Origin of the sequence: Ancylobacter oerskovii (assembly GCF_018390555.1) — a bacterium.
Taxonomy (GTDB): Bacteria; Pseudomonadota; Alphaproteobacteria; order Rhizobiales; family Xanthobacteraceae; genus Ancylobacter; species Ancylobacter oerskovii.
The window spans coordinates 889,588-911,484 of the sequence record NZ_JAHBGB010000002.1; the positions used below are offsets into that span (position 1 = coordinate 889,588).

At 70.8% G+C, this 21,897-nt stretch carries 19 protein-coding genes; 7 read left to right on the plus strand and 12 right to left on the minus strand.

Annotated features, from left to right (window positions below):
- The first annotated feature begins 272 nt into the window (after nucleotides 1-272).
- On the plus strand, nucleotides 273-1,580 hold the full coding sequence (ribB, locus tag KHC19_RS04325) for a 3,4-dihydroxy-2-butanone-4-phosphate synthase (RefSeq protein ID WP_213350835.1): 1,308 nt from the start codon (nucleotides 273-275) through the stop codon (nucleotides 1,578-1,580).
- Between the two features lie 183 nt (nucleotides 1,581-1,763).
- Nucleotides 1,764-2,612 (plus strand): DUF1194 domain-containing protein, encoded by an 849-nt coding sequence (locus KHC19_RS04330; RefSeq protein ID WP_213350837.1) that lies wholly within the window; start codon nucleotides 1,764-1,766, stop codon nucleotides 2,610-2,612.
- Nucleotides 2,613-2,836: 224 nt separating this feature from the next.
- Here KHC19_RS04330 and KHC19_RS04335 read toward each other — a convergent pair whose 3' ends face one another.
- From KHC19_RS04335 to dxs, 3 genes are read right to left on the minus strand one after another with little or no spacing between them, the layout of a single operon-like run.
- The gene (locus KHC19_RS04335) at nucleotides 2,837-4,120 is read right to left on the minus strand and encodes a class I SAM-dependent RNA methyltransferase (RefSeq protein WP_213350838.1); all 1,284 of its coding nucleotides are present in this window, start codon (nucleotides 4,118-4,120) and stop codon (nucleotides 2,837-2,839) included.
- Between the two features lie 2 nt (nucleotides 4,121-4,122).
- Entirely contained in the window at nucleotides 4,123-4,923 is an 801-nt protein-coding gene (locus KHC19_RS04340) for a TlyA family RNA methyltransferase (RefSeq protein WP_213350839.1), read from the minus strand.
- 17 nt (nucleotides 4,924-4,940) lie between these two features.
- Nucleotides 4,941-6,881 carry a 1-deoxy-D-xylulose-5-phosphate synthase gene (gene dxs / locus KHC19_RS04345; protein ID WP_213350841.1) on the minus strand — a complete coding sequence of 647 codons (1,941 nt, stop codon included), beginning with the start codon at nucleotides 6,879-6,881 and terminating at the stop codon, nucleotides 4,941-4,943.
- A 414-nt stretch (nucleotides 6,882-7,295) separates the two neighbouring features.
- Here dxs and KHC19_RS04350 point away from each other — a divergent pair, with 414 nt between their 5' ends.
- Genes KHC19_RS04350 through KHC19_RS04360 form a run of 3 tightly spaced genes read left to right on the plus strand, consistent with a single transcriptional unit; the run spans nucleotide 7,296 to nucleotide 9,495 of the window.
- On the plus strand, nucleotides 7,296-8,600 hold the full coding sequence (locus KHC19_RS04350; protein ID WP_213350843.1) for an alpha/beta fold hydrolase: 1,305 nt from the start codon (nucleotides 7,296-7,298) through the stop codon (nucleotides 8,598-8,600).
- The gene (locus KHC19_RS04355) at nucleotides 8,597-9,184 is read left to right on the plus strand and encodes a protein-S-isoprenylcysteine O-methyltransferase (protein WP_213350844.1); all 588 of its coding nucleotides are present in this window, start codon (nucleotides 8,597-8,599) and stop codon (nucleotides 9,182-9,184) included. The genes KHC19_RS04350 and KHC19_RS04355 overlap by 4 nt, the downstream gene beginning before the upstream one ends.
- Nucleotides 9,185-9,243: 59 nt before the next feature.
- Complete coding sequence (locus KHC19_RS04360) at nucleotides 9,244-9,495, plus strand: DUF1272 domain-containing protein (protein WP_213350846.1); 252 nt, start codon at nucleotides 9,244-9,246, stop codon at nucleotides 9,493-9,495.
- Here the strand turns inward: KHC19_RS04360 and KHC19_RS04365 are convergent.
- The 3 genes from KHC19_RS04365 to KHC19_RS04375 form a co-directional block, all read right to left on the minus strand.
- Nucleotides 9,461-9,958, minus strand: a complete 498-nt coding sequence (locus tag KHC19_RS04365; protein ID WP_213350847.1) for a DUF1284 domain-containing protein — start codon at nucleotides 9,956-9,958, stop codon at nucleotides 9,461-9,463. The two genes, KHC19_RS04360 and KHC19_RS04365, sit on opposite strands and share 35 nt — an antisense overlap.
- A gap of 36 nt (nucleotides 9,959-9,994) precedes the next feature.
- Entirely contained in the window at nucleotides 9,995-10,240 is a 246-nt protein-coding gene (locus KHC19_RS04370; RefSeq protein ID WP_213350848.1) for an exodeoxyribonuclease VII small subunit, read from the minus strand.
- A 62-nt stretch (nucleotides 10,241-10,302) separates the two neighbouring features.
- Nucleotides 10,303-11,232 carry a histone deacetylase family protein gene (locus KHC19_RS04375; protein ID WP_213350850.1) on the minus strand — a complete coding sequence of 310 codons (930 nt, stop codon included), beginning with the start codon at nucleotides 11,230-11,232 and terminating at the stop codon, nucleotides 10,303-10,305.
- Nucleotides 11,233-11,590: 358 nt separating this feature from the next.
- On the opposite strand from KHC19_RS04375, the gene KHC19_RS04380 reads away from it, so the two are divergent.
- Both KHC19_RS04380 and KHC19_RS04385 read left to right on the plus strand, forming a co-directional pair.
- Nucleotides 11,591-12,580 (plus strand): L-threonylcarbamoyladenylate synthase, encoded by a 990-nt coding sequence (locus tag KHC19_RS04380; RefSeq protein WP_378296088.1) that lies wholly within the window; start codon nucleotides 11,591-11,593, stop codon nucleotides 12,578-12,580.
- A 122-nt stretch (nucleotides 12,581-12,702) separates the two neighbouring features.
- Nucleotides 12,703-14,064, plus strand: a complete 1,362-nt coding sequence (locus KHC19_RS04385; RefSeq protein WP_213350852.1) for a cell wall hydrolase — start codon at nucleotides 12,703-12,705, stop codon at nucleotides 14,062-14,064.
- A gap of 818 nt (nucleotides 14,065-14,882) precedes the next feature.
- Here the strand turns inward: KHC19_RS04385 and KHC19_RS04390 are convergent.
- The 6 genes from KHC19_RS04390 to smc all read right to left on the minus strand — a co-directional run bounded on the left by KHC19_RS04390 (nucleotide 14,883) and on the right by smc (nucleotide 21,523).
- Entirely contained in the window at nucleotides 14,883-15,365 is a 483-nt protein-coding gene (locus tag KHC19_RS04390; protein WP_213350853.1) for a F0F1 ATP synthase subunit B family protein, read from the minus strand.
- A gap of 6 nt (nucleotides 15,366-15,371) precedes the next feature.
- Nucleotides 15,372-15,995 (minus strand): F0F1 ATP synthase subunit B, encoded by a 624-nt coding sequence (locus tag KHC19_RS04395; protein ID WP_213350855.1) that lies wholly within the window; start codon nucleotides 15,993-15,995, stop codon nucleotides 15,372-15,374.
- A gap of 73 nt (nucleotides 15,996-16,068) precedes the next feature.
- Nucleotides 16,069-16,296, minus strand: coding sequence for a F0F1 ATP synthase subunit C (locus KHC19_RS04400; RefSeq protein ID WP_029350478.1), 228 nt, complete (start codon nucleotides 16,294-16,296; stop codon nucleotides 16,069-16,071).
- Between the two features lie 65 nt (nucleotides 16,297-16,361).
- Nucleotides 16,362-17,120 carry a F0F1 ATP synthase subunit A gene (locus KHC19_RS04405; RefSeq protein WP_213350857.1) on the minus strand — a complete coding sequence of 253 codons (759 nt, stop codon included), beginning with the start codon at nucleotides 17,118-17,120 and terminating at the stop codon, nucleotides 16,362-16,364.
- A gap of 248 nt (nucleotides 17,121-17,368) precedes the next feature.
- The gene (locus KHC19_RS04410; protein ID WP_213350859.1) at nucleotides 17,369-17,749 is read right to left on the minus strand and encodes an AtpZ/AtpI family protein; all 381 of its coding nucleotides are present in this window, start codon (nucleotides 17,747-17,749) and stop codon (nucleotides 17,369-17,371) included.
- Between the two features lie 273 nt (nucleotides 17,750-18,022).
- Nucleotides 18,023-21,523 (minus strand): chromosome segregation protein SMC, encoded by a 3,501-nt coding sequence (gene smc, locus KHC19_RS04415; protein ID WP_213350860.1) that lies wholly within the window; start codon nucleotides 21,521-21,523, stop codon nucleotides 18,023-18,025.
- Nucleotides 21,524-21,897: the final 374 nt, after the last annotated feature.

The following is a 21,897-nucleotide window of genomic DNA, read 5'->3' on the forward strand; positions in this document are numbered from 1 at the left end:
GGCGCCGGCGGGCACATGCTCCGGCCCTGCTGCATAAGCCGCCCGCGTCCTTCGAGGCCCGGCCAAGGCCGGGCACCTCAGGATGAGGAGCCCTGCCTCGTGGCATGAACCTTCCCTCCCGGCTCCCCACCCTTCCCAACGCTCCTCATGCTGAGGCGCGAGCGCAGCGAGCCTCGAAGCACGCAGCCCCCAGCATTCGCGCAATTTCAGTACGGCTGAAAATGCAATGTTATTTCATTGCAGCTGAACCCGCCCGCTTCTATAATTTCCGCATGAAACTGGCGGATTGGCTCACTTCGACCGGCACCACGCGCAGCGCTTTCGCCCGCGCGTGCGGCCTGTCGCCGGCGAGCATCACCGCCCTGTGCAAGGACGACCCGGCCTGGGTCTCGCGGGAGGCGGCGGCGCGCATCGCCGCGGCGACGGGCGGCGCGGTGACGCCGAACGACTTCCTCGGGCTCGACATCAGCGAGGTGAAGACCATGACCGACAATCTCCAGGCCCGCGTCCAGGCGGCCATCGAGGCCTTTGCCCGCGGCGACATGCTGGTCGTCACCGATGACGACGACCGCGAGAACGAAGGCGACATCATCCTCGCAGCCGTCCACGCCACCCCGGAAAAGCTCGCCTTCATCGTTCGCCACACCTCCGGCATCGTCTGCACGCCGATCACCGCCGAGCATGCGCGCAAGCTGCGGCTCAACCCGATGGTGAGCGACAACGACGCCCCGCACTCCACCGCCTTCACCATCTCCATCGACTACAAGCACGGCACCACCACCGGCATCTCGGCCGAGGACCGCACCGCCACCGTGCGCGGCCTCGCCAACCCCAATGCGGGGGCCGCGGACTTCGTGCGGCCGGGCCACATCTTCCCGCTGATCGCCCGCGAGGGCGGGGTGCTGATGCGCTCCGGCCATACCGAGGCGGCGGTGGATCTGTGCAAGCTCGCCGGCGTCGAGCCGGTCGGCGTCATCTGCGAACTGGTCAATGACGACGGCACGGTGATGCGCGGGCCGCAGGTGAGCGACTTTGCCAATGCCCACAAGCTGACCCGCGTCTCGGTGGCCGACCTGATCGCCTATCGCCAGTCGCGCGAGAAGCTGGTGACGCGTGCTGCCGAGTTCACCGCCCCCACCGTGGTCGGCGACATGCACGGCATCTCCTATGTCACCCCGTTCGAGCCGGTGAACCACCTCGCGCTGGTGCACGGCAAGATCGGCGACGGCCGCAACGTGCTGGTGCGGCTCCACCGCGCCGACCCGATCGGCGACGTGTTCACCGGCGGCAAGGCGATCCAGACCTCGCTGGAGCGCATCAAGGCGGAAGGGCGCGGCGTACTCGTCTATCTGCGCGACGGCACCGCCGGCGTGCCGACCACCTCGGTCGGGCAGGAGGAAGGCAAGACCGAATCGACGCGGCTGCGCGACGAGGCCTGGCGCGAGGTCGGGCTGGGGGCGCAGATCCTGAAGGATCTCGGCATCACCTCGATTCGCCTCATCGCCTCCCGCACGCGCACCTATGTCGGCGTCGCCGGCTTCGGCATCGAGATCGTCGGCACCGAGGTACTGGATGTCTGACGGTATCTGATAACCCCCGACCACTTCTCCGGCCATTCCCGCTCACGCGAACGGCATCGAAAGCCTGGCGGTGGCGCCAATTTCGGCTTTCGGCGGCGGCGACCCTCGTGCCACCATGACATGGACGGTTCATCGAGCCGTCATCGTGCCGTCGTCGTGGTGCCCTCTCGGACGGAGGTCGCAATGCCGGATGTGCGTGTGGTGCGGTCGACTCTCGCCGCGTTCCTGGCGGTGCTGGCAGCGGGACTGGCAGCAGGACTTGGGCTGGCGCCGCCCGCGGCGGCGGCGGACGCGACCGTCGATGTCGAACTGGTGCTGGCGGTCGACGTCTCCTATTCGATGGACCTCGACGAGCTGGCGCTGCAGCGCGACGGCTATATCGGCGCAGTGACCTCGCCGGAATTCCTCAATGCGCTCAAGCTCGGCCCCAATGGCAAGGTGGCGCTCGCCTATGTGGAATGGGCCGGCGCCGAGGACCAGAAGCTGGTGGTCGACTGGACCGAGATCGGCAGCGAGGCGGAGGCGCGGGCCTTCGCCGCTGCCATCCGCGCCGCGCCGCTGCGCCGCGTCTACCGCACCTCGATCTCCGGCGCGATGAGCTTCAGCGCCGAGCTGATCAGGAACAACCGCTTCAAGGGGCTGAAGCGGGTGATCGACATTTCCGGCGACGGCACCAACAATCAGGGCCCGCTGGTCGACGCCACCCGCGACGAGGTGGTCAAGCAGGGCATCACCATCAACGGCCTGCCGCTGATGATGAAGGAGCCGGCCGGCTCGATGCTCGATATCGGCCAGCTCGACGTCTATTACGAGGACTGCGTCATCGGCGGGCCCGGCGCCTTCGTGGTGCCGGTGCGCGGCATGCATGAATTCGCCACCGCCATCAAGACCAAGCTGGTGCTGGAAATCGCCGGGCTGCGGCTGCCGCCGCCGCGCATCGGCCCGGTGCCGGAGGTGCATCCGGTGGCCGGCGAGAAACGGGTCTCCTGCTCGATCGGCGAGCGCATGTGGATGGAGCGCTGGGGGAACTGAGGCGCGGCGGCGGGGATCGGCCTCCGATTTCCAGCCTGCCGCTACCGGGAGAACGTCGTCATGCCCGGGCTTGACCCGGGCATCCACGACTTGGACCGGAGCACCAACCCCGCACCGCGCGCCGGCCGGGACGGGAAGACGTGGATCCCCGGGCCAAGCCCGGGGATGACGGTGTGCCTATGGGCACAGGTCCGGCCAGATCGTGGCCGGCCATTACAGTGGGATCAGCGCCGGAACACGCCGACCAGCTCGACATGGGAGGAATAGCGGAACTGGTCGACCGGCGTGACCCGCTCCAGCCGGTAGCCGCCCTTGACCAGCAGCGCCGCGTCGCGCGCGAAGGTGACGGGATCGCAGGACACGCCGACGACGAGCGGCACCTTGCTGGCCGCCAGCTGCGCCGACTGCGCCTCGGCGCCCTGCCGCGGCGGATCGAACACCACGGCGTCGAAGGCCTTCAATTCCAGAGGCAAGAGCGGCCGGCGGAACAGGTCGCGCGCCTCGCCCGTCACCGGCTTGAGGCCGGACGTGCCGCGCACCGCCCTGCCCAGCGCCTCGATGGCTGGCGCGGAGGATTCATAGGCGGCGACCCGCGCCCGCTCGGCAAGGCGCAGCGCGAAGGTGCCGACGCCGGAAAACAAATCGGCGATGGATTTGGCGCCGGCCGTCGCCTCCCCCACCAGCGCCGCCAGCGTCGCCTCGCCGGCGGCGGTCGCCTGCAGGAAGGAGCCCGGCGGCAGCGGCACGCGGGCGCGGCCCATGGTGAGCAAGGGCGGTTCACGCTGCAGCACCAGCTCGCCATGACGGGTGAGCCGGGCCAGCTTGTGGGCGCCCGCGAGCTCCGCCAGCGCCGCGACGCTCCTCGGCTTCAGCGGCCCGGAGCCGCGCACGTCGACATCGAGGCCGGTCTCGCTGGCGGTGACCTGGATATCGAGCGGCTTGGCCACCGGGGCCAGCGCCTGCGCCAGCGCCCAGGCGGCCGGCAGCGCGCCATCCAGCGACGGCGCCAGGATCGGGCAGGTATCGATGGCGACCACCGCATGGCTGCGCCAGCCGGCGAAGCCGACGGCCAAGGTGTCACGCCCTTTCGGTGCGGATCCGCCGGTGCCCCGCGCGTGGAAGGTGGCGCGGCGGCGGCCCTCGCCATGGGCATCCACCAGCGCGGCGACCTCGGTGTCGATGCCAACGCGGGCCAGCGCCTCCACGACGAGGCCGCGTTTCCAGGCCCGGTAGGGCTCGGCCTGCCAGTGCTGGAAGGCGCAGCCGCCGCACACGCCGACATGGCGGCAGAACGGGTCGATCCGCTCCGGGCTCGGCTCGATCACGGAGACGAGGCGCGCGCGCTCGCCCTGCCGTTCCACCTCGACCCACTCGCCGGGCAGCGCCAGCGGCACGAAGACCGGTCCCTCGGGCGTATCGGCGATGCCGTCGCCGCGATGGCCGAGCCGGTCGATGCGCAGCGTGGCGAGGCCGGACGGGGAAACGCCGTGCACAGACGGGGCGGACATGCTCAACCTTCGCTCAGTGTGACGTCGATCAGCGGCGCGGCGGTACGCGCGGCGACGACGAGATGCTCCTCATTGCCGTCGCCGCCGAGGATGGGCGAGACGAGGCGGTGCGTCGCCAGCCAGCCGAGCTCGCCGAGCCGTGCGACCACCCGGTCAACGGCGGCCAGGCGAACGGCGCGGTCGCGCACGATGCCGCCCTTCGACACATGTTCGCGCCCCACCTCGAATTGCGGCTTCACCAGCGCCACGAGCCAGGCATCCGGCGCGGCATGGGCCAGCGCGGCGGGAAGCACCTGCTCCAGCGCGATGAAGCTGACATCGATGGTGACGATCTCCGCCGGTGGCACCTCGCCGATGGCGAGCCTGCGGATGTCGGTGCCCTCGAGCGAGACGAGGCGCGGATGGATGCGCAGCTTCTCGGCAAGCTGGTCGCGCCCGACATCCACCGCATGCACGCGGGCGGCGCCGCGCGCCAGCAGCACCTGGGAGAAGCCGCCGGTGGAAGCGCCGACATCCAGCGCCTCCAGGCCGGTGACGTCGAGCCCGGCGGCGTCGAGTGCCGCCTCCAGCTTCAATCCGGCGCGGGAGACCCATTCATAGGCCTCGCGCGCCTCGATGACCGCATCGACGGCGATGGTCTCGGAAGGCTTGGCGACCACCTTGCCGTCGGCGGTGACGAGCCCGGCCTCGATGGCCGCCTGGGCGCGGGCCCGGCTGTCGAACAGGCCGCGCTCGACCAGCACCCGGTCGGCGCGCTGGCGCTCGCTGCGGGGAGGCTTGGGGACCGGTGCGGCGTCCGCCATGGCAGGGTTCCCCGGGCCTAGCCCCGGAGAAGGGCCGGCGGCACGTCCTCGGCGCGGCCGAGGGCGGCGAACACGCCGCGCACGATGCCCTCAGCGTCGAGGCCGGCGTCGCGCAGCTGGGCGGCCGGGGTGTCGTGATCGATGAAGCGGTCCGGCAGCTGCAGCGTGCGGATCTTCAGCCCGCGCTCCAGCGCCCCCGCCTCGGCGAGTAGGGTCAGCACATGCGAGCCGAAGCCGCCGACCGCCCCCTCCTCCACCGTCACCAGCACCTCATGCTCGCGCGCGAGGCGCAGGATAAGGTCGCGGTCGAGCGGCTTGGCGAAACGGGCATCGGCGACGGTGGTCGACAGGCCGAAGCCGGCCAACTGGTCGGCGGCCGCGAGGCAGGGCGCGAGGCGCGTGCCCAGCGACAGCAGCGCCACCTTGGAGCCCTCGCGCACGATGCGGCCACGACCGATTTCCAGCGGTACGCCGTGCTCGGGACGCTCGACGCCGACGCCCTCGCCACGCGGGTAGCGGAAGGCGATGGGGCCTTCGTCATAGGCGGCCGCGGTCGCCACCATGTGGACGAGCTCGGCCTCGTCGGCGGCGGCCATCACCACCATGCCGGGCAGGCAGGCGAGCATCGGCACGTCGAAGGCGCCGACATGGGTGGCGCCGTCGGCCCCCACCAGCCCGGCACGGTCGATGGCGAAGCGCACCGGCAGGCGCTGGATGGCGACGTCGTGCACCAGCTGGTCATAGGCGCGCTGCAGGAAGGTGGAATAGATGGCGCAGAACGGCTTGTAGCCTTCGGTGGCGAGGCCGGCGGCGAAGGTCACGGCGTGCTGCTCGGCGATGCCGACGTCGAAGGTCCGTTCGGGGAAGGCCTGCTCGAACAGGTCGAGCCCGGTGCCGGCCGGCATGGCGGCGGTCACTGCGACGATCTTCGGATCGCGCCGCGCCTCGTCGATCAGGCTGTCGGCGAAGACGCGGGTGTAGGACGGGGCGTTGGAGATCGCCTTGGCCTGCGCGCCGGTGGCGACGTCGAAACGCTGCACGCCGTGATATTTGTCGGCCGAGGCTTCGGCCGGCGCGTAGCCCTTGCCCTTCTGGGTGACGACATGCACCAGGATCGGCCCGGTGTCGCTGTCGCGCGCATTGCGCAGCACCGGCAGCAGGTGGTCGAGATTATGACCGTCGATGGGGCCGACATAATAGAAGCCGAGTTCCTCGAACAGCGTGCCGCCGGTCCAGAAGCCGCGGGCGAACTCCTCCGCCCGCGCCGCCTGGCGCTCGAAGAATTTCGGCAGGTTGCCGGCCAGCTGCTTGGCGGTTTCCCGCAGCGAACGGTAGGTGCGCCCCGACAGCAGGCGGGCGAGATAGGCCGACATGGCGCCCACCGGCGGGGCGATCGACATGTCGTTGTCGTTCAGGATGACGATGAGGCGGGAATCCATCGCCCCGGCATTGTTCATCGCCTCATAGGCCATGCCGGCGGACATGGCGCCGTCGCCGATGACGCAGACCACGTTGCGTCGGGGCGCGGCGGGATCGCCCTCCGCCTCGAGGTCGCGCGCCACCGCCATGCCGAGGCCAGCGGAGATCGAGGTGGAGGAATGCCCGGCGCCGAAGGGATCGTAGGGGCTTTCGGCGCGGTTGGTGAAGCCGGACAGGCCGGCCCCCTGGCGCAACGTACGGATGCGCTCACGCCGGCCGGTGAGGATCTTGTGCGGGTAGCACTGATGGCCGACGTCCCAGATCAGCCGGTCGCTCGGCGTATCGAAGACGTGATGCAGCGCGACGGTGAGCTCGACCACACCGAGACCGGCTCCGAGATGGCCGCCGGTCACGGAGACGGCGGAGATCGTCTCCTCCCTGAGCTCGGCGGCGAGCTGGGGCAGCTGCTCGTCCGCCAGCCGGCGCAGATCCGCCGGTTCGCGGAGGGTGTCGAGAAGCGGCGTGGAAGGGCGGGTCAAGTACTACCTCGGTGCTCGCCGTCCGAACGCGCGGGGCGCTCCACCGCCCGCCGGACGAAGTTCTAGGGCATACACGCTGGCGCGCAGCCACGCAACGCGGGCCGCCTCACGCACCGGGGAGCCGGCCGCGTCGCCGGCGATTCACCCCGGCGCCCGCGGCGAGCACCCGTTACAGGGTAGGTGGCGCGCAGCGGGCGGAAATCAACCGCCCCGCCGCCGGCGGCACGCGGAACCGCCCGGCGCCGGACCTACGCCCTCCAGTTGTCCGCTCCCGCGGGCCGCGGCCCGCCCCATGGCGCCCAAACCATGTGGAGACCGTCGCCGAACGGCGCGACGGACATGGAAACGCCCGCCCGCATACATTAGAACCACGCCATGACAGTAGGGGCCCCTCCCGACTCGAACGACCCCAACGTGCCGCTTCCTGCCGCTCTCGACGGTGGGCGACGCCTGGTGCTGTTCCTGCCCGGCCATGATCCGACGGACATGGACTATCATCACGGCCGCTTCGCCAACCAGGCGGGGCGCTTCGCCACGTTGTGGTCCTGCCGGACCGAGGTGTCGGGGCGCCGCGACGAGCCGGACCAGCCGGTGAGCCTGTGGAGCGCCCGCAGCGAAGGGCCCAACTGGCGGCAGGACACCGATTTCGCCGTGCTGCGCTGGGACGACATCGTGGTGGCGCTCGACGAGCGCCTCGCCCTGGTGCGCCTCTGGCGCGGGCTGGCGGCGCTCTACGAATTCGCGCGCAACGGCACCAGCCGCCGCTATTTCAAGGCGACGCTGCGCTACGGCATCTTCTGCCTGTTCCCGGTGGCGATCCTGGTGCTGCTGCTGCTCGGGGGGCTGCTGGCCGGGCTGGCCGGCGCCTTCATCGCCGACCTCCTCATCCCGCCGGACGTCGGCGGGCACCCCGCCACGCTCGCCGGGCTGGTGGTCGGATCGCTGGTTTTTCTCGGCCTGTTCCACCAGCCGGGGCGGCGATGGCGACTGCATCAGGCGCTCGACGACTGGGACCTCGCCCGCGACTATCTGCACGGGCACACCCCGGTGCTGGACGAGCGGCTGGGGCGTTTCGCCGACTACCTCGTGGAGAAGGTCCGCACCGGCGGCTATGACGAGGTGATCCTGGTCGGCCACAGCCTCGGCGCCACGCTGGCGCTGCGGGTGCTGGTGCAGGCTTTCGCGCGCGATCCCCAGTTCGGGCGGCGCGGCACGCGGCTGAACCTGCTGACCTGCGGCGCCACCATCCCGAAATTCGCGCTGCATCCCGGCGCCGGCGCCATACGCGCCGAGGCCGAGGCCATCGCCCGCCGGGGCGATCTGGTCTGGACCGAATACCAGGCGCGGCACGACGCCATCAATTTCTACAAGTTCCATCCGGTGAAGCTGCAGCGGGCGGAATTCGACACGGCGGAATACGGCCAGCCAGTGCTGAAGAACGCCAATCTCAAGCAGATGATCTCGCGCGAGAAGCTGCGGGCGCTGCGCTGGCACATCATGCGCCTGCACTACCAGTTCCTGCTGGCGAACGAGATGAAGGCCCCCTACGACTTCTTCATGATCGCCCTCGGCCCGGTGCCCTTCGCCGAGCTGTGCGCCTCGCGCAACGGACCGATCAGCCTGTTCGCCGAGGACGGCTCGGTCCTGCCGCCGCAGAACCCCACGGATACCAGGAACGAGGCCTCCGCGCCGCAGGACGCCCGAGAGGACGCTTCATGAACCTCATCATCGCCGCCAAGATCATCTGGGCCATCGGCGTCGTCGGCTGGTACGTCATCCGCATTCCCTTCGAGCAGAAGGTGAAGCGCGAGAAGGTGGTCGACGCCCGCCACAAGGTGCGCGAGCTGATCCTCCTGTCCTGCTCGACCTGCGGGCTCGGCATCATCCCGCTGTTGTGGGCGACCTCGGACCTGTTCGACTTCGCCGACTATCCCTATTCGGCGGCGCAGCTGGTACTCGGCGCGCTCACCTTCGCCTTCTCGCTCTGGCTGTTCCGCCGCACCCATGAGGACCTCGGCAAGAACTGGTCGGTGACGCTGGAGATCAAGGACACCCACAAGCTCATCACCGGCGGCGTCTACCGCTATGTGCGCCACCCGATGTATTCCGCCTTCTTCCTGTGGGCGCTGGCGCAGCTGATCCTCATCCCCAACTGGATCGCTGGCCCGGCCGGGGTGATCGGCTTCGGCATCCTCTATCTCTTCCGCGTCGGCCGCGAGGAGGCGATGATGCTCGACACTTTCGGCGACGAATACCGCGCCTACATGGCCCGCACCGCCCGCATCGTGCCGGGCGTGCTCTAGGTTTTCCTTGCGCGAACCGGCATCCGCTTCGCGCGAAAAGACTGCAGGGAGAGGCCCCCATGCTGGAACTGCGCCCGGGCTGCGAGTGCTGCGACCGCGATCTGCCGCCGGCGTCGCGGGAGGCGATGATCTGCACCTTCGAATGCACCTTCTGCGCCGATTGCGCGGACAGGGTGCTCGGCGGCATCTGCCCCAATTGCTCGGGCGAGCTGGTGCGCCGGCCGGTGCGGCCGGAGGCGGCGCTGGCACGGAACCCGGCTTCGACGCGGCGGGTGTTCAATCCCGACTGCGCGACCCGCAAGGCAGGCTGATATCCGGCAGGCTGATATCCGGCGCACCGCTTTCCGCCGGCGTGCCCTTCAGGCGCACCCGGCGGAAGCCACCGGCGGCGATGTCGTCGCACAATCGCGTCCACTGGCAGCCGACACAGGCGGCCCGGCTGGCGCCGCTGGCAAAGGCCGCGCGCATCGCCGCGAGCCGCGGCGCCGACAGGTCGAGACGATCGCCCGGCGCGAAACCGCCGCCAAACAGCCCGGCCAGCGCGGCGCGTGCCCGCGCGTCGCGTGCGACGACACTGTCGTTCAGGCAGTGATGGCCGGCCTCGCCCAGCATCGGCGTGCAGATATCGTCCGGCCCCTCGACCAGTTCGGCCGGCTCGCCGGCATCGAGGCGGAGGACGAGGGCGTCGTAATGGGCGGTGAAGGCCGGCGTGTAGCCCCGGCCGACATAGGTCATCAGGCAGAGCAGATGGTGGCCGCGCAACCGGATGCTCATCCGCGAACGCTCATCCGCGCGGGCGTCCCGGCCGCCTCACTCGCCGTCCAGCGGCACGGTGCCGGCCGGACGACCGTCGGCACCGAGCGTGATCTTCTCCACCCGCGCCTCGGCATCCTTCAGCAGCGCGTCGCAGCGCGCCTTCAGCGCTTCGCCGCGGGCATAGAGGACGATGGATTCCTCCAGAGGCACATTGCCACCCTCGAGCTTGCCGACGATGGTCTCGAGCTCCGCCAGCGCCTTCTCGAAGCTCAGCGTCGCGACATCCGCAAAATCGGTCATGGCATCCTCCGCTCGTGCGAGAGGCTCGAATCGGCGCCCCTCGCGTCCCGCCTTATACCCGATCAGCCACGCATCAAGGTCAGCACATGCTGCTCGGCCGAGCGGGTGAGGCCCTCCAGGTCGTAGCCGCCCTCCAGCACCGAGACGATGCGCCCGCCGCAATGCTTCTCGGCGAGTTCCATCAGCTTGAGCGTCACCCAGCGGTAATCGTCCTCCAGCAGACAGATATTCGCCAGCGGGTCGCGCACATGCGCGTCGAAACCGGCGGAGATGATCACCAGTTCCGGCCCGAACGCCTGCAGCCGCGGCAGGATGCGGCTCTCGAAGGCCTCGCGGAAGCGCTCGCCGGTGTCGCCCGCGCGCAGCGGCGCGTTGACGATATTGTCCGAGGTGCCGCGCTCGCCCACCGAGCCGGTGCCGGGAAACAGCGGCATCTCATGCGTCGAGGCGTACATCACGCTGGGGTCCGACCAGAAGATCTCCTGCGTGCCATTGCCGTGATGCACGTCGAAATCGACGATGGCGACGCGGCCGAGGCCGTGCACCGCCTGCGCGTGGCGGGCGGCGATGGCGACATTGTTGTAGAGGCAGAAGCCCATCGGCGTGCGCGTCTCGGCATGGTGCCCCGGCGGGCGCATGGAGACGAAGGCGTTGGCGACCTTGCCGGTGACGACTTCGTCCACCGCCAGCACCGAGCCACCCACCCCGCGGGAGATCGCCTCGCCGGTGCCGGGCGACATCACCGTATCGCCGTCGATGCGCACCAGCCCCTCTTCGGGACTGGCCTCGGCCAGCGCGTCCACATAGTCGGCCGGATGCACGCGGATGATGTCCTCGCGGCTGGCGAGCGGCGCCTGCACGCGCACCAGCGTGGCGAACTCCTCCTTCTCGAACAGGCGGTTGAGCACCCGCACGCGGTCGGGACGCTCCGGGTGGCCAGGCGGCGTGACATGGTCGAGGCAGGCGTCGTGCGCGATCAGCAGCGTGTTCATGGGCATCCTTGGACGGTCGTTTCACCGCCTCGATGAAACGACGAAGCGTTCGGGTTCGTGGCTCTCCGCATTTTCTGCAGGCGAACCGGCATGCGCTTCGCTCGAAAATGCACCGGGGCGGACGGCGTTTATCGGTTTTCTGGAGCCATCCGATGGTGGACGATATGCCACGCCGACCCGGCAGGCCAGCGCGGCAGCGTGAGATCGCCGGCTTTTTTCACCGCCCCCGATCCGGCCGGCACCGCATGCGGCCCCTGAACCTCCATCGCTTCCGCCGCGCCGGTTCGGCGGCGAAAGCCATTCCACTTTCGCGGAACATGCTCTAAGCGGAAGCGGATTTTCCCCCGAGGACCGCGCCGTGACACTGGCCACCCCGATCATTGCCACCCGGCTGGTGCCGGCGGACGAGGACGGCATTGCGGAGACGGCGCAGGTGCTGCGCGAAGGCGGGCTTGCCGCCATCCCCACCGAAACGGTCTACGGCCTTGCCTGCGACGCCACCGACCCGCATGCGGTGGCGAAGCTCTACGCGGCCAAGGGGCGGCCGAGCTTCAACCCGCTGATCGCCCATGTGCCGGATATCGAGGCGGCGCTGAAGGTGGGCCGCTTTTCGCCGACCGCCACGGCGCTCGCCCAGGCCTTCTGGCCGGGACCGCTGACGCTGGTGGTGCCGGCCATCGAGGAGGCCACCTCGCCGCTCGCCCGTGCCGGCCTGGCGAGCGTCGCCGTCAGGGTGCCGGCGCACAAGGTGGCGCGGGCGGTGCTCAAGGCGGCCGGCCGGCCCATCGCGGCGCCGAGCGCCAACCGCTCCGGCCATGTCTCGCCCACCACCGCCGGCCATGTGATGGCCGATCTTCTCGGCGCCATCGACCTGGTGCTCGATGCCGGCCCGGCGCCGGTGGGGGTGGAATCCACCATTCTCGACTGCACCGGCGAAGTACCGGCGATGCTGCGGCCCGGTGGGCTGGCGCGCGAGGACATCGAGGCGGTGCTCGGCCATCCGCTCGCCCTGCCCGAGCGCGTCACCGACGAGGAAACGCCGCAGGCGCCCGGCATGCTCGCCTCGCATTACGCACCCTCGGTGCCGGTGCGGCTCCAGGCCGGCGAGCTGCATGAAGGCGAGGCGCTGCTGACCTTCGCCGGGCGGGCGCTGCACGGCACGCCACCCGTGCGCACCCGCGACCTCAGCCCCGTGGGCGACCTGGTGGAAGCCGCCGCCAATCTCTACGCCTATCTGCGCGAACTCGACGCGCCCGGCGTCGCCGGCATCGCGGTGGTGGAGCTCCCCTCGCAGGGTCTCGGCGAAGCCATCGCCGACCGTCTGCGGCGGGCGGCGGCGCCGCGTTAACCGCGCAGCAAGGTTAATACGCGACAACCATGAGGCCCGGCGCGCGGGGCCTTGCCTGATGCGCGGCCGCCACGCCGGGCGGGTCGGGCCGCGGAGCGGCCATGTTGCGTAGGCGCCGCGTCATGAAGGTTTCGCATCGGTCGGTCTGGACATCGCGCTGGCAACACTGGCGACGCCAGCGCCTCATCGCCGGCCTCGCCTTGGCCGGCGTGGTCACGCCCTTCCTCGCCAGCGGCATCGGCCACCAGGACATCGCTGCCCTGCTCACCCACAATCCTGGCGTGGTGGCCAAGGTGCGGCTCGACGTGCTGCCCGGCACCTTCCGCACCCTGAAGGCCGCGACCTTCGCCTGGCCGGCCACCTCCTCGCTGCCGCCCGGCTCGGCCATTCCCTCGCCGCCACGGCTCGCCCCGCTTGCCATCGACATCGACCGCTCCGGCAAGGGCGACCGGCTCCCCGGGCAGGAGCCCGCCGAACCCGGCCTGCCCGACGCCCTCGCCGCGGCGGGTACGGCGAGCCTCGCCGCTCCCGCCGGCACGGGGACCGGCTCGGCCCCGACCGCCGCCGGCATGGGGACCGGCACCGGAGTCGGCACGGCGCTCGCCCGTTCGGGAACCGGCACCGATCCCTATGAGGCCGGCGAGGACGTCGCCGACGCCAACGACCTCGCCGCCTATTCCGGCGACGCCGGCGACCCGACCGGCGACCCCACCGAGCTGGAGAACGCCGCCAGCGCCGGTGACGACGCCATCGTCGCCAGGCTCGGAGAAGGCGGTCTGACCGGGCCCGCCTATGCCGATCCCTTTGCCAGGACCGATGGCGGGCGGCTCGGCGCGGCCGAAGGCGCGCTGCCGATCTACCGGCAGGCCAGCCTGATCTTCGGGCTGGACGGCACGCCGGCACAGCGCTTCCTCGGCGGCGATGAGACCCCGGATGACGGATCGGGCAGCTCGGTAGCGGCGAAGGATGCCGATGACCCGGAGGATGCCGACGACGTGGACGGCGCCGACACCCCGACGCTCGGCCAGATGGCCGGCGCCTCGCCGGCCGAGAGGCTCGGGCTTGACGGCCGCCGCCGGGCAAGGGCCGAGAAATGCCTCGCCGAGGCGGTGTATTTCGAGAGCCGCGGCGAGCCGGAGCGCGGGCAGATCGCCGTGGCGCAGGTGGTGATGAACCGGGTGTTCTCCGGCTACTACCCCGCCGATGTCTGTCGCGCCGTCTACCAGAACGCCCGGCGCAAATTCGCCTGCCAGTTCACCTTCGCCTGCGACAATATCCGCGACGTCGTCACCGAGCCGCGCCTGTGGAAGCAGGCCGAGCGCATCGCCGCCGACATGCTGGACGGCAAGCTGTGGGACACCAGGGTCGGACGCGCGACCCATTATCACGCCCGCTCGGTCCGCCCGTTCTGGATCCGGGAAATGCGCAAGCTCGACCGTATCGGCGAGCACACCTTCTATCGTCCTCGGCGCTGGACCAGCTGACATCCCGAAACTCGAGGCGGCGCCCGCCGACAAAAGCGGAAGACTTTTTTGCCGTCGTGGGGAATCCGGGCAGATCGCGGTCCGAGCCTAATCCGATGCGGCGGAAAGCCACCTCCCATTACATCCGAAGAATGCATGGGACTCCGGCGGATCGCTCCGGCGACCAGCCTCACGCCATGGTTTGACGGGCGGCGCAAGCCTGCTCCCCTCCGCAGCCTCGCATGCGTCGCTTCGTGAGGCCTCTTGCGGCCCATCCTCGAACATCGCCGTCCCCCGACATGGAGTGAGTTGCCTCGGGAGATGACCCTGGGACAGGACCGCAGACCCGTCCACGCGGCGGGCCATATACAGTGCGCCGAGCCCCCAGCCCGCACCTCGGCCAGCCGATCGGTACTCCGGCGACGCCTCCGCGAGAAATGAGGCCGGTGGCCAACTGGCCAATCCGGACGGCGCAGATGGATGCACGGCGATAATGCGGTGTGGCTGGCCAAAGGAGAGGCGTCCATCGGAGAGTCGTGAAGGCAGCGAGATCATGCCCTGAACGACCTGGCGAGACGATATGCTCCCGAGCCGGCAGAGCGCGGCGCCCTCCCCCGCCGGCGATGAGCGGCCAGCCGAGATGGCCGAGCCCTCCACCCTGGTCGGCGACGCGCGACCTCGGCACCACGGCGTGAGCCGCTCCGCATGGCCGGCGAGCGCAGCCTGCGCGCTGTCGGGCGGCTGTCCGCGCCGTACCCTCGCGCCAAAAGCAAAAGCCCGGCACAGGGCCGGGCTCTCGGATCGTCAGGTCGGCGGCGCGAGCCACCGGCGTGCGCCGCTCAGTTGAGCCGCGACTTCACCTCGGCAACCGCCGAATCCAGCAGCCGATCGGCGGTTTCGCCGACGACATTCGCCGCCAGCACCACCTCGGCCGCCTTCACCGCCGCATCGGCGGCGGCAGCGCGCACATCGGCCAAGGCCTGCGCTTCGGCCTGGGCGATCTTCTGCTCGGCCATCTTGGTGCGACGGGCGATCAGGTCTTCCAGCTTCGCCTTGGCCTCGGCGGCGAGGCGCTCGGCCTCCGCCTTGGCGGTGGTGACGATCGCCTCGGCCTCGGCTTCCGCCTCATGCTGCTTGCGGCGATATTCCGCCACCAGCTTCTGGGCCTCTTCCTTCAGCCGGCGGGCTTCCTCCAGCTCGGCGCGGATGCGTTCGCCGCGGGAATCGAGCTTGGCGGCGATGCCGGAGAAGGCGCCGAACTTGGCCACGATCGCCATGAAGATGACGAAGGCGACCAGTACCCAGAAAGTATCGCTACCCATGGCGCGTCAGCTCCCGATGGCCTTGTCGACCGCCGCTTCCACCGCCTGGGGGGCGGGGGCGGCACCGGTCAGCTGGTTGACGATGGCGCCGGCCGCGTCGACGGCGATGCCGCGCACATTGGTCATGGCGCTCGTCTTGGTCGCCGCGATCTTGCTCTCGGCATCGGTCAGCTTGGCGTTGAGCTCGGCTTCGAGCGACTTGCGGCTCGCCTCGGCTTCCGCCGTCAGCTTGTCGCGGGTCTCGCTGGCGATGGAGGTCGCCTTGCCGCGGGCACCGGCCAGCGCCTGCTCATAGGCCTTGGCCGCCGCCTCGCTCTCCGCCTTCAGCTTGCCGGCCTCCTCGAGATCGTCGGCGATGCGATCGTGACGTTCTTCGAGAATGGTGGCGATGCGCGGGAGCGCGACCCGGCTCATCAGCCAGTAGAGCGCGACGAAGGCGATCGCCAGCCAGATCAGCTGCGAGGGGAATGTCGTTGCATCGAAGGGCGGGAATCCGGCGCCATGGGCTTCCGCGGGGGGCACGCCGATCTCCACGCCACTATGGGTGCCCGTACCGGGCGCCGGCGCCTCGGGCGTCGCGCTGGTCTGGGCGATGATGAAGGTACCGGCCGGACCGTGGGTCTCGGACATGGTGCGGGCTTCCTCGGAGGATAGGGCCAGCGGGCGCGCGAAACAAGCGCACCCGCCGCCTCAAGTCAGGACGTCAGACCACGAACAGCAGGACGAGGGCGACGACGAGCGAGAAGATGCCCAGACCTTCCGCGAGCGCCGCGCCGATGAAGGCGCGGGCGAACTGGCCGTCGGCCGCCGACGGGTTGCGCAGGGCGCCCGAGAGGAAGTTGCCGAAGATGTTACCGACGCCGATGCCGGCGAGGCCCATGCCGAGACAGGCGAGACCGGCGCCGAGGAACTTGGCGGCTTCCGCTTCCATGATCTTCTCCTATTGAATTCGCAAGATTGAGTTGAAGGCTTTAAGGGGTCCCGCGAGCGCGCCGATCAGTGACCCGGATGCAGCGCGTCGTTGAGATAGATGCAGGTCAGCACCGCAAACACATAGGCCTGCAGGAAGGCGACCAGGAATTCGAGGGCGGTGAGCGCCACCACCATGGCCAGCGGCAGCACCGCGCCGAGGAAGCCGGCGACGCCGCCCGCGGTCATCATCACGATGAAGCCGGCGAACACCTTCATGGCGATATGGCCGGCCAGCATGTTGGCGAAGAGACGCAGCGACAGGCTGATCGGGCGCGAGAGGAAGGAGATGACCTCGATCACCACCATGAAGGGCAGCAGGAAGGCCGGCACGCCCGACGGCACGAAGAGGTGCAGGAAATGCGTGCCGTGGCGCACAAAGCCGTAGGTGATCACGGTGCCGATCACCACCAGCGCCAGCGCGGCGGTGACGATGAGATGGCTGGTCACCGTGAAGGCATAGGGGATCATGCCGACGAAATTCGCGACCAGCACGAACATGAACAGCGAGAAGACGAGGGGGAAGAACTTCATGCCCTCGTTGCCGGCCGTCGTGCGGACCGTGGAGGCGACGAACTCGTAGGAGAGCTCGGCCAGCGACTGCAGCCGCCCGGGCACCAGCGTGCGCCCGCGGGTGGCGAAGGTCAGGAAGAAGAAGATGACGGCCACGATGCCGAACATGAAGGCGGCGGAATTGGTGAAACCGAGATGGACGCCGCCCGGCGCCCCCAGATCCACGATATTGAAGATCTGGAACTGATGGATCGGATCGATCTCGACTGCCATCGCCGGTCGCTGCCCTCGTCCCGGGTCGCCCCGCCATGGAGCCCCGCCCTGCCTGACCGCACCGCCCGGACGGGCGGCACGCATGAATTCACCGATCCGAAGCGACACCGGCGGCCCCGACCACCCGGCCCTTCAGGCGCCGCCCACGGGCGGCGTCTTCGTCAACTTCACGCCACCTTTCGGCGGCAGCCTCGACCCACGCACCGCATCGCGGCGGGATCCGGCCGGCGCCCGGCGGCGCCCTGGTCCTAAGCGCCGCCCTTCGGCGGCGTCTTGCGGCCGAACTCGCCGGCCGCCCGCATCATGTTCACCACGCTCGCCCCGAAGCCGAGCAGCAGGAACACGATCATTCCCCACGGCGTGGTGCCGAGGACGTAATCGATACCCCAGCCGAGGCCGGCACCGACGAGCACCCCCGCCACGAACTCGGCGCCCAACCGGAAGGCAAGCGCCATGCCGGAAGCCGCGGACGTCGGATCCGCCTTCGGATCCGCCGCCTCGGCCTTGCGGTCGGCCTGCACCCGCTGGAGTGCCGCGCCGAGGCCGCTGAGCCGGCCGGAGAGTTCGGAATCGGAAGGCTCAGCCCGAGCCCGGCCGCCCTGGTCGTCCGATTTATCGCGGTCGCCCATGATCCGTGCTCGGTCCTGACCGGAGACGATTTCCCTACCCCGAAGTCGGCCGCACCATAGTGATCGCCCCCTAGGGTGTCAAGGCGACGCGCGCATCTTTCAAGTCATTGAAAATGATCGATAAAACTCTCAAGGGGACGCCGTGTCGCAGGTGTTTTGCACGCCTCCCCGCACCAAGGGAAGCTGTCCGCTGTGTTTTTGGCATGCCAGAGACCGCGATTCTGGCATGCCAGAACGCCGCCCCGAGGCAAGGCGACCTCGCGGCGGCCGACCTCAGCTCGCCTCGCGGTAGCTTTCCGCGGTCGCGAGATCGACCGACACCAGCCGGGAGACGCCGCGCTCGGCCATGGTGACGCCGAACAGCCGGTTCATGCGGCTCATGGTGATCGGATTGTGGGTGATGGTGACGAATCGGGTCTGTGTGAGACGCCGCATCTCGTCGAGCAGGTTGCAGAAGCGCTCGACATTGGCGTCGTCGAGCGGCGCGTCCACCTCGTCGAGCACGCAGATCGGCGACGGGTTGGTGAGGAACACCGCAAAGATGAGCGCCATGGCGGTCAGCGCCTGCTCGCCGCCCGACAGCAGCGACAGCGATTGCGGCTTCTTGCCCGGCGGCTTGGCGATGATGTCGAGGCCGGCTTCCAGCGGGTCTTCCGAATCGGTGAGCACCAATTGCGCCTCGCCGCCGCCGAACAGCGTGCCGAACAGCTGGCGGAAATGCCCGTCCACCACGGCGAAGGAGGCGTTCAGCCGCTCGCGCGCCTCGCGGTTGAGGCTGGAAATGCCCTGACGCAGCCGCTTGATCGCCTCGGTGAGGTCGTCGCACTCGGCGGCGAGGCCCTGCTGCTGGCCCTCGACCTCGGCAAGCTCCTCCTCCGCGCGCAGATTGACCGCGCCGAGGCGCTCGCGCTCGCGCTTCAGCCGGTCGAGATCGGCCTCCACCGCCTGCGGATCGGGCAGGTCCCGAGGTGAATCGGTCTCGATGCCGGCGATCTGCCGGGCGCTTTCCGGCGGGCCGTCCAGCGTGTCGGCGATCTCGCGGATCAGGTCCTCGCGGCGCTGGCGGGCGCCCTCCAGCCGGGTTTCGGCCCGGGCCGACGCCTCGCGCGCCGCCGAGAGCGCCTCGAGCGCGGCGCGGGCGTCCTGCTCGGCCTGGCGGCTGGCCGCCTCGGCGGCGACCAGCGAATCGGAACGGTCGCGGCGGGCGGCCTCGGCCCGCTCGATGGCGGAGAGCAGCTCGCGGCGGCGGGCGGCGAAAAGTGCGGGCGCGTCGTCGAGATCGGCCCGCTCGATCGCCGCCTCCTCGCGGCGGGCCTCGATGGCGTCCACCCGCTCGCCGGTGCCGGCGGCGCGGCCCTTCCACGATTCGCGTTCGTGCAGGATGGCGTCGAGCCGGCGCCGGCGCTGGTCGCGCTCGCGCACCAGCCCCTCCGCCGCGGAACGGGCCTCGGCCAGGGCGGCGCGATATTGCGCGACGGCGAGCCGGGCTTCCGCCAGCAGCGCCTCCGCGGCGCCGGGCGGAGGGAGCGCGGCCAGCGCCTCGTGCGCCTCTTCCAGCGCGACCGCGTGCTGCTCGCGCTCCGCCGTGGCACGTTCCAGATTGGCGTCGAGCGCCGCCTTGCGGGCGGCACGCTCGGCGCCGGCGCGCTCGGCCCGGGCATAATCCTCGCGCGTGGCCTCCGTGGCGCGCAGGGCCGCCCGCCGTGCCTCGCGGGCGTGGCCTTCCCTCGAACCGGCGGCGCGCAGGGCCTGCTCGGCGGCGTTCAGCGCCGCGCGATGGGTGGCGACCTCGTCGCGGGCGGCGGCGAGCTGGGCGTCGAGGTCGGCCAGACGGTTGCGCTCGGCAAGACGGCGGGCGGCCATGGTGGGTGCGTCGGCGGCGGCGGCGAAGCCGTCCCAGCGCCAGAGGTCGCCCTCGCGGGAGACCAGACGCTGGCCGGGAGCGAGACGGGCGAGCAGATGCGGGCCGTCCGCCCGCGCGACCACGCCGATCTGCGCCAGGCGACGGGCCAGGACGGCAGGCGCCTGGACATGGACGGCCAGCGGCTCGGCCCCCGGCGGCAAGGCGGAATCGGCGGGACGCGGCGGCTGCAGCGGCAACTCGCCCTGCCCGGTCGGCGACCATCGCACCGGCGCCTCGCCGGCCGCGGCGAAATCGACGGCCGGCGCATCGAGATCGTCGCCGAGCGCCGCGCCGAGCGCGGTCTCGAAACCGCGCGCCACCGAAATCTGGTCGAGCACCGGCGGGAAGCGCTTGGGGGTGCCGACATCCAGGAGCTTCATCAGCGTGCGCTGCTCGGTATCGAGCCGCTGGGCGGCGCGTTCCGCCTCGGCGAGCGGGCGACGCGCATGATCGAGTGCCGCGCGGGCCGCCGCATGCGCGGCCTCCACCTCGCCCACCAGGGCCTCGGCCTCGGCGAAGGCGGCCGCGGCCGCCTCGGCGGCCGCGCGGCGCTCCTCCAGCCGGTCGGCGTCGGCGGAGGCCGCGAAGGCGCGGGCCTGCTCGGCCAACTGCGCCAGCTCGCGGTCGAGCCGGGCGAGGCGATCGGTTTCCTCGCGCAGCACCCGCTCGGCGCCGGCGCGGCGGGCGCTGCCCTCGGCGTTGGCGGCGGTGGCCTCGGTGAAGGCCGCCTCGGCACCGGCGAGCGCCTCCTCGGCGATCACCCTCTCCTCCTGCGCCACCTCGAGAGCCTCGGTCGCGCCGGCCTCGATCTCCTGAAGCGCCGCCGTCTCCTCCTCCAGCCGGGCCAGCATGCCGTCCGCGTCGGCGGCGAGCGCGGCCTCGCGCTGCAGGTCGCCGGCGAGCTGGGCGAGGCGACGGTCCAGTTCGGCGACGCGGGCGCTGGCGCGCGCCTCCTCGCCGTCGAGCTCGCCGCGCGCCAGGGTGAGGCGCTGCAGCGCGGCGGCGGCGGCGGCGTCCGCCTCGCGCAGCCCCGGCAAGCCATGGGCGGCGACGGCGGCGGCGCGCGCGGCCTCGCCCTGCGCCGTCGTGCAGGCGGCCACCTCCCGCACGGCGAGGTCGAGGGTACGGCTCGCTTCCGCCAGCGCGCCGGCCGCTTCCGACCAGCGCAGCCACAGCAGCGTCGCCTCCGCCTTGCGGATGTCGCCGGAGATCGCCCGGTAGCGCACCGCCTGCCGCGACTGCCGGCGCAGCGCGTCGAGCTGGGTGCCGATCTGGCCGATCACGTCCTCGAGGCGGGCCAGGTTCGCCTCGGCGGCGCGCAGCCGCATCTCCGCCTCGTGGCGACGGGCATGCAGGCCGGCGACGCCGGCGGCCTCCTCGAGGATGCGGCGACGGGCGGTCGGCTTGGAGCCGACGATCTCGCCGATCTGCCCCTGCCGCACCATGGAGGGCGAGCGCGAGCCGGAGGAGGCGTCGGCGAACAGGATCTGCACGTCGCGGGCACGCACCTCGCGGCCGTTGATGCGATAGGAGGAGCCGGCCTCGCGCTCGATGCGGCGGGAGACCTCCAGCCGGTCGGCATCGTTGAAGATCGCCGGCGCGGTGCGGTCCTCGTTCTCGATGACCAGCATCACCTCGGCGGTGTTGCGCGCCGGGCGGGTGGTGGTGCCGCCGAAGATGACGTCGTCCATCCCCTCGGCGCGCATCGCCTTGTAGGAGTTCTCGCCCATCACCCAGCGCAGCGCTTCGACGAGGTTCGACTTGCCGCAGCCGTTCGGGCCCACCACGCCGGTCAGGCCGGGCTCGATGAGCATCTCGGTCGGCTCGACGAAGGTCTTGAAGCCGAGAAGGCGCAGCCGGGTGAATTTCATACCCCTAGGGTGCGGCGCGGGAGCCACAAGTTCAAGTGGTCGCCGGCGCGCGATCCACGACATGTTGGGGATTTCCGCCGCTCGGCGCCGTCATGAGGGCGTTCGGCTCCGGCCTGGATGGCCCGGCCGGGAGGGTGGCGAGGGATGGAGGGCCGGGCACGCCGTCATGGCCGGGCCTCCATCCCTCCGGTTCCGACGGCGCATCCGGTCCACGTCGTGGATCCCCGGGACAAGCCCGGGGATGACGGCCTGCCCTGCGACGGCAGCGTGTGGGGAATGACGGCGTGCCCCCGGGGAGGCTGCGAAATGTCAGCCTTCCTGACCGAAAGGCCAATGGACCTCTAGCGGGTTCTGCCGGCAAACTCCTCCTCGTC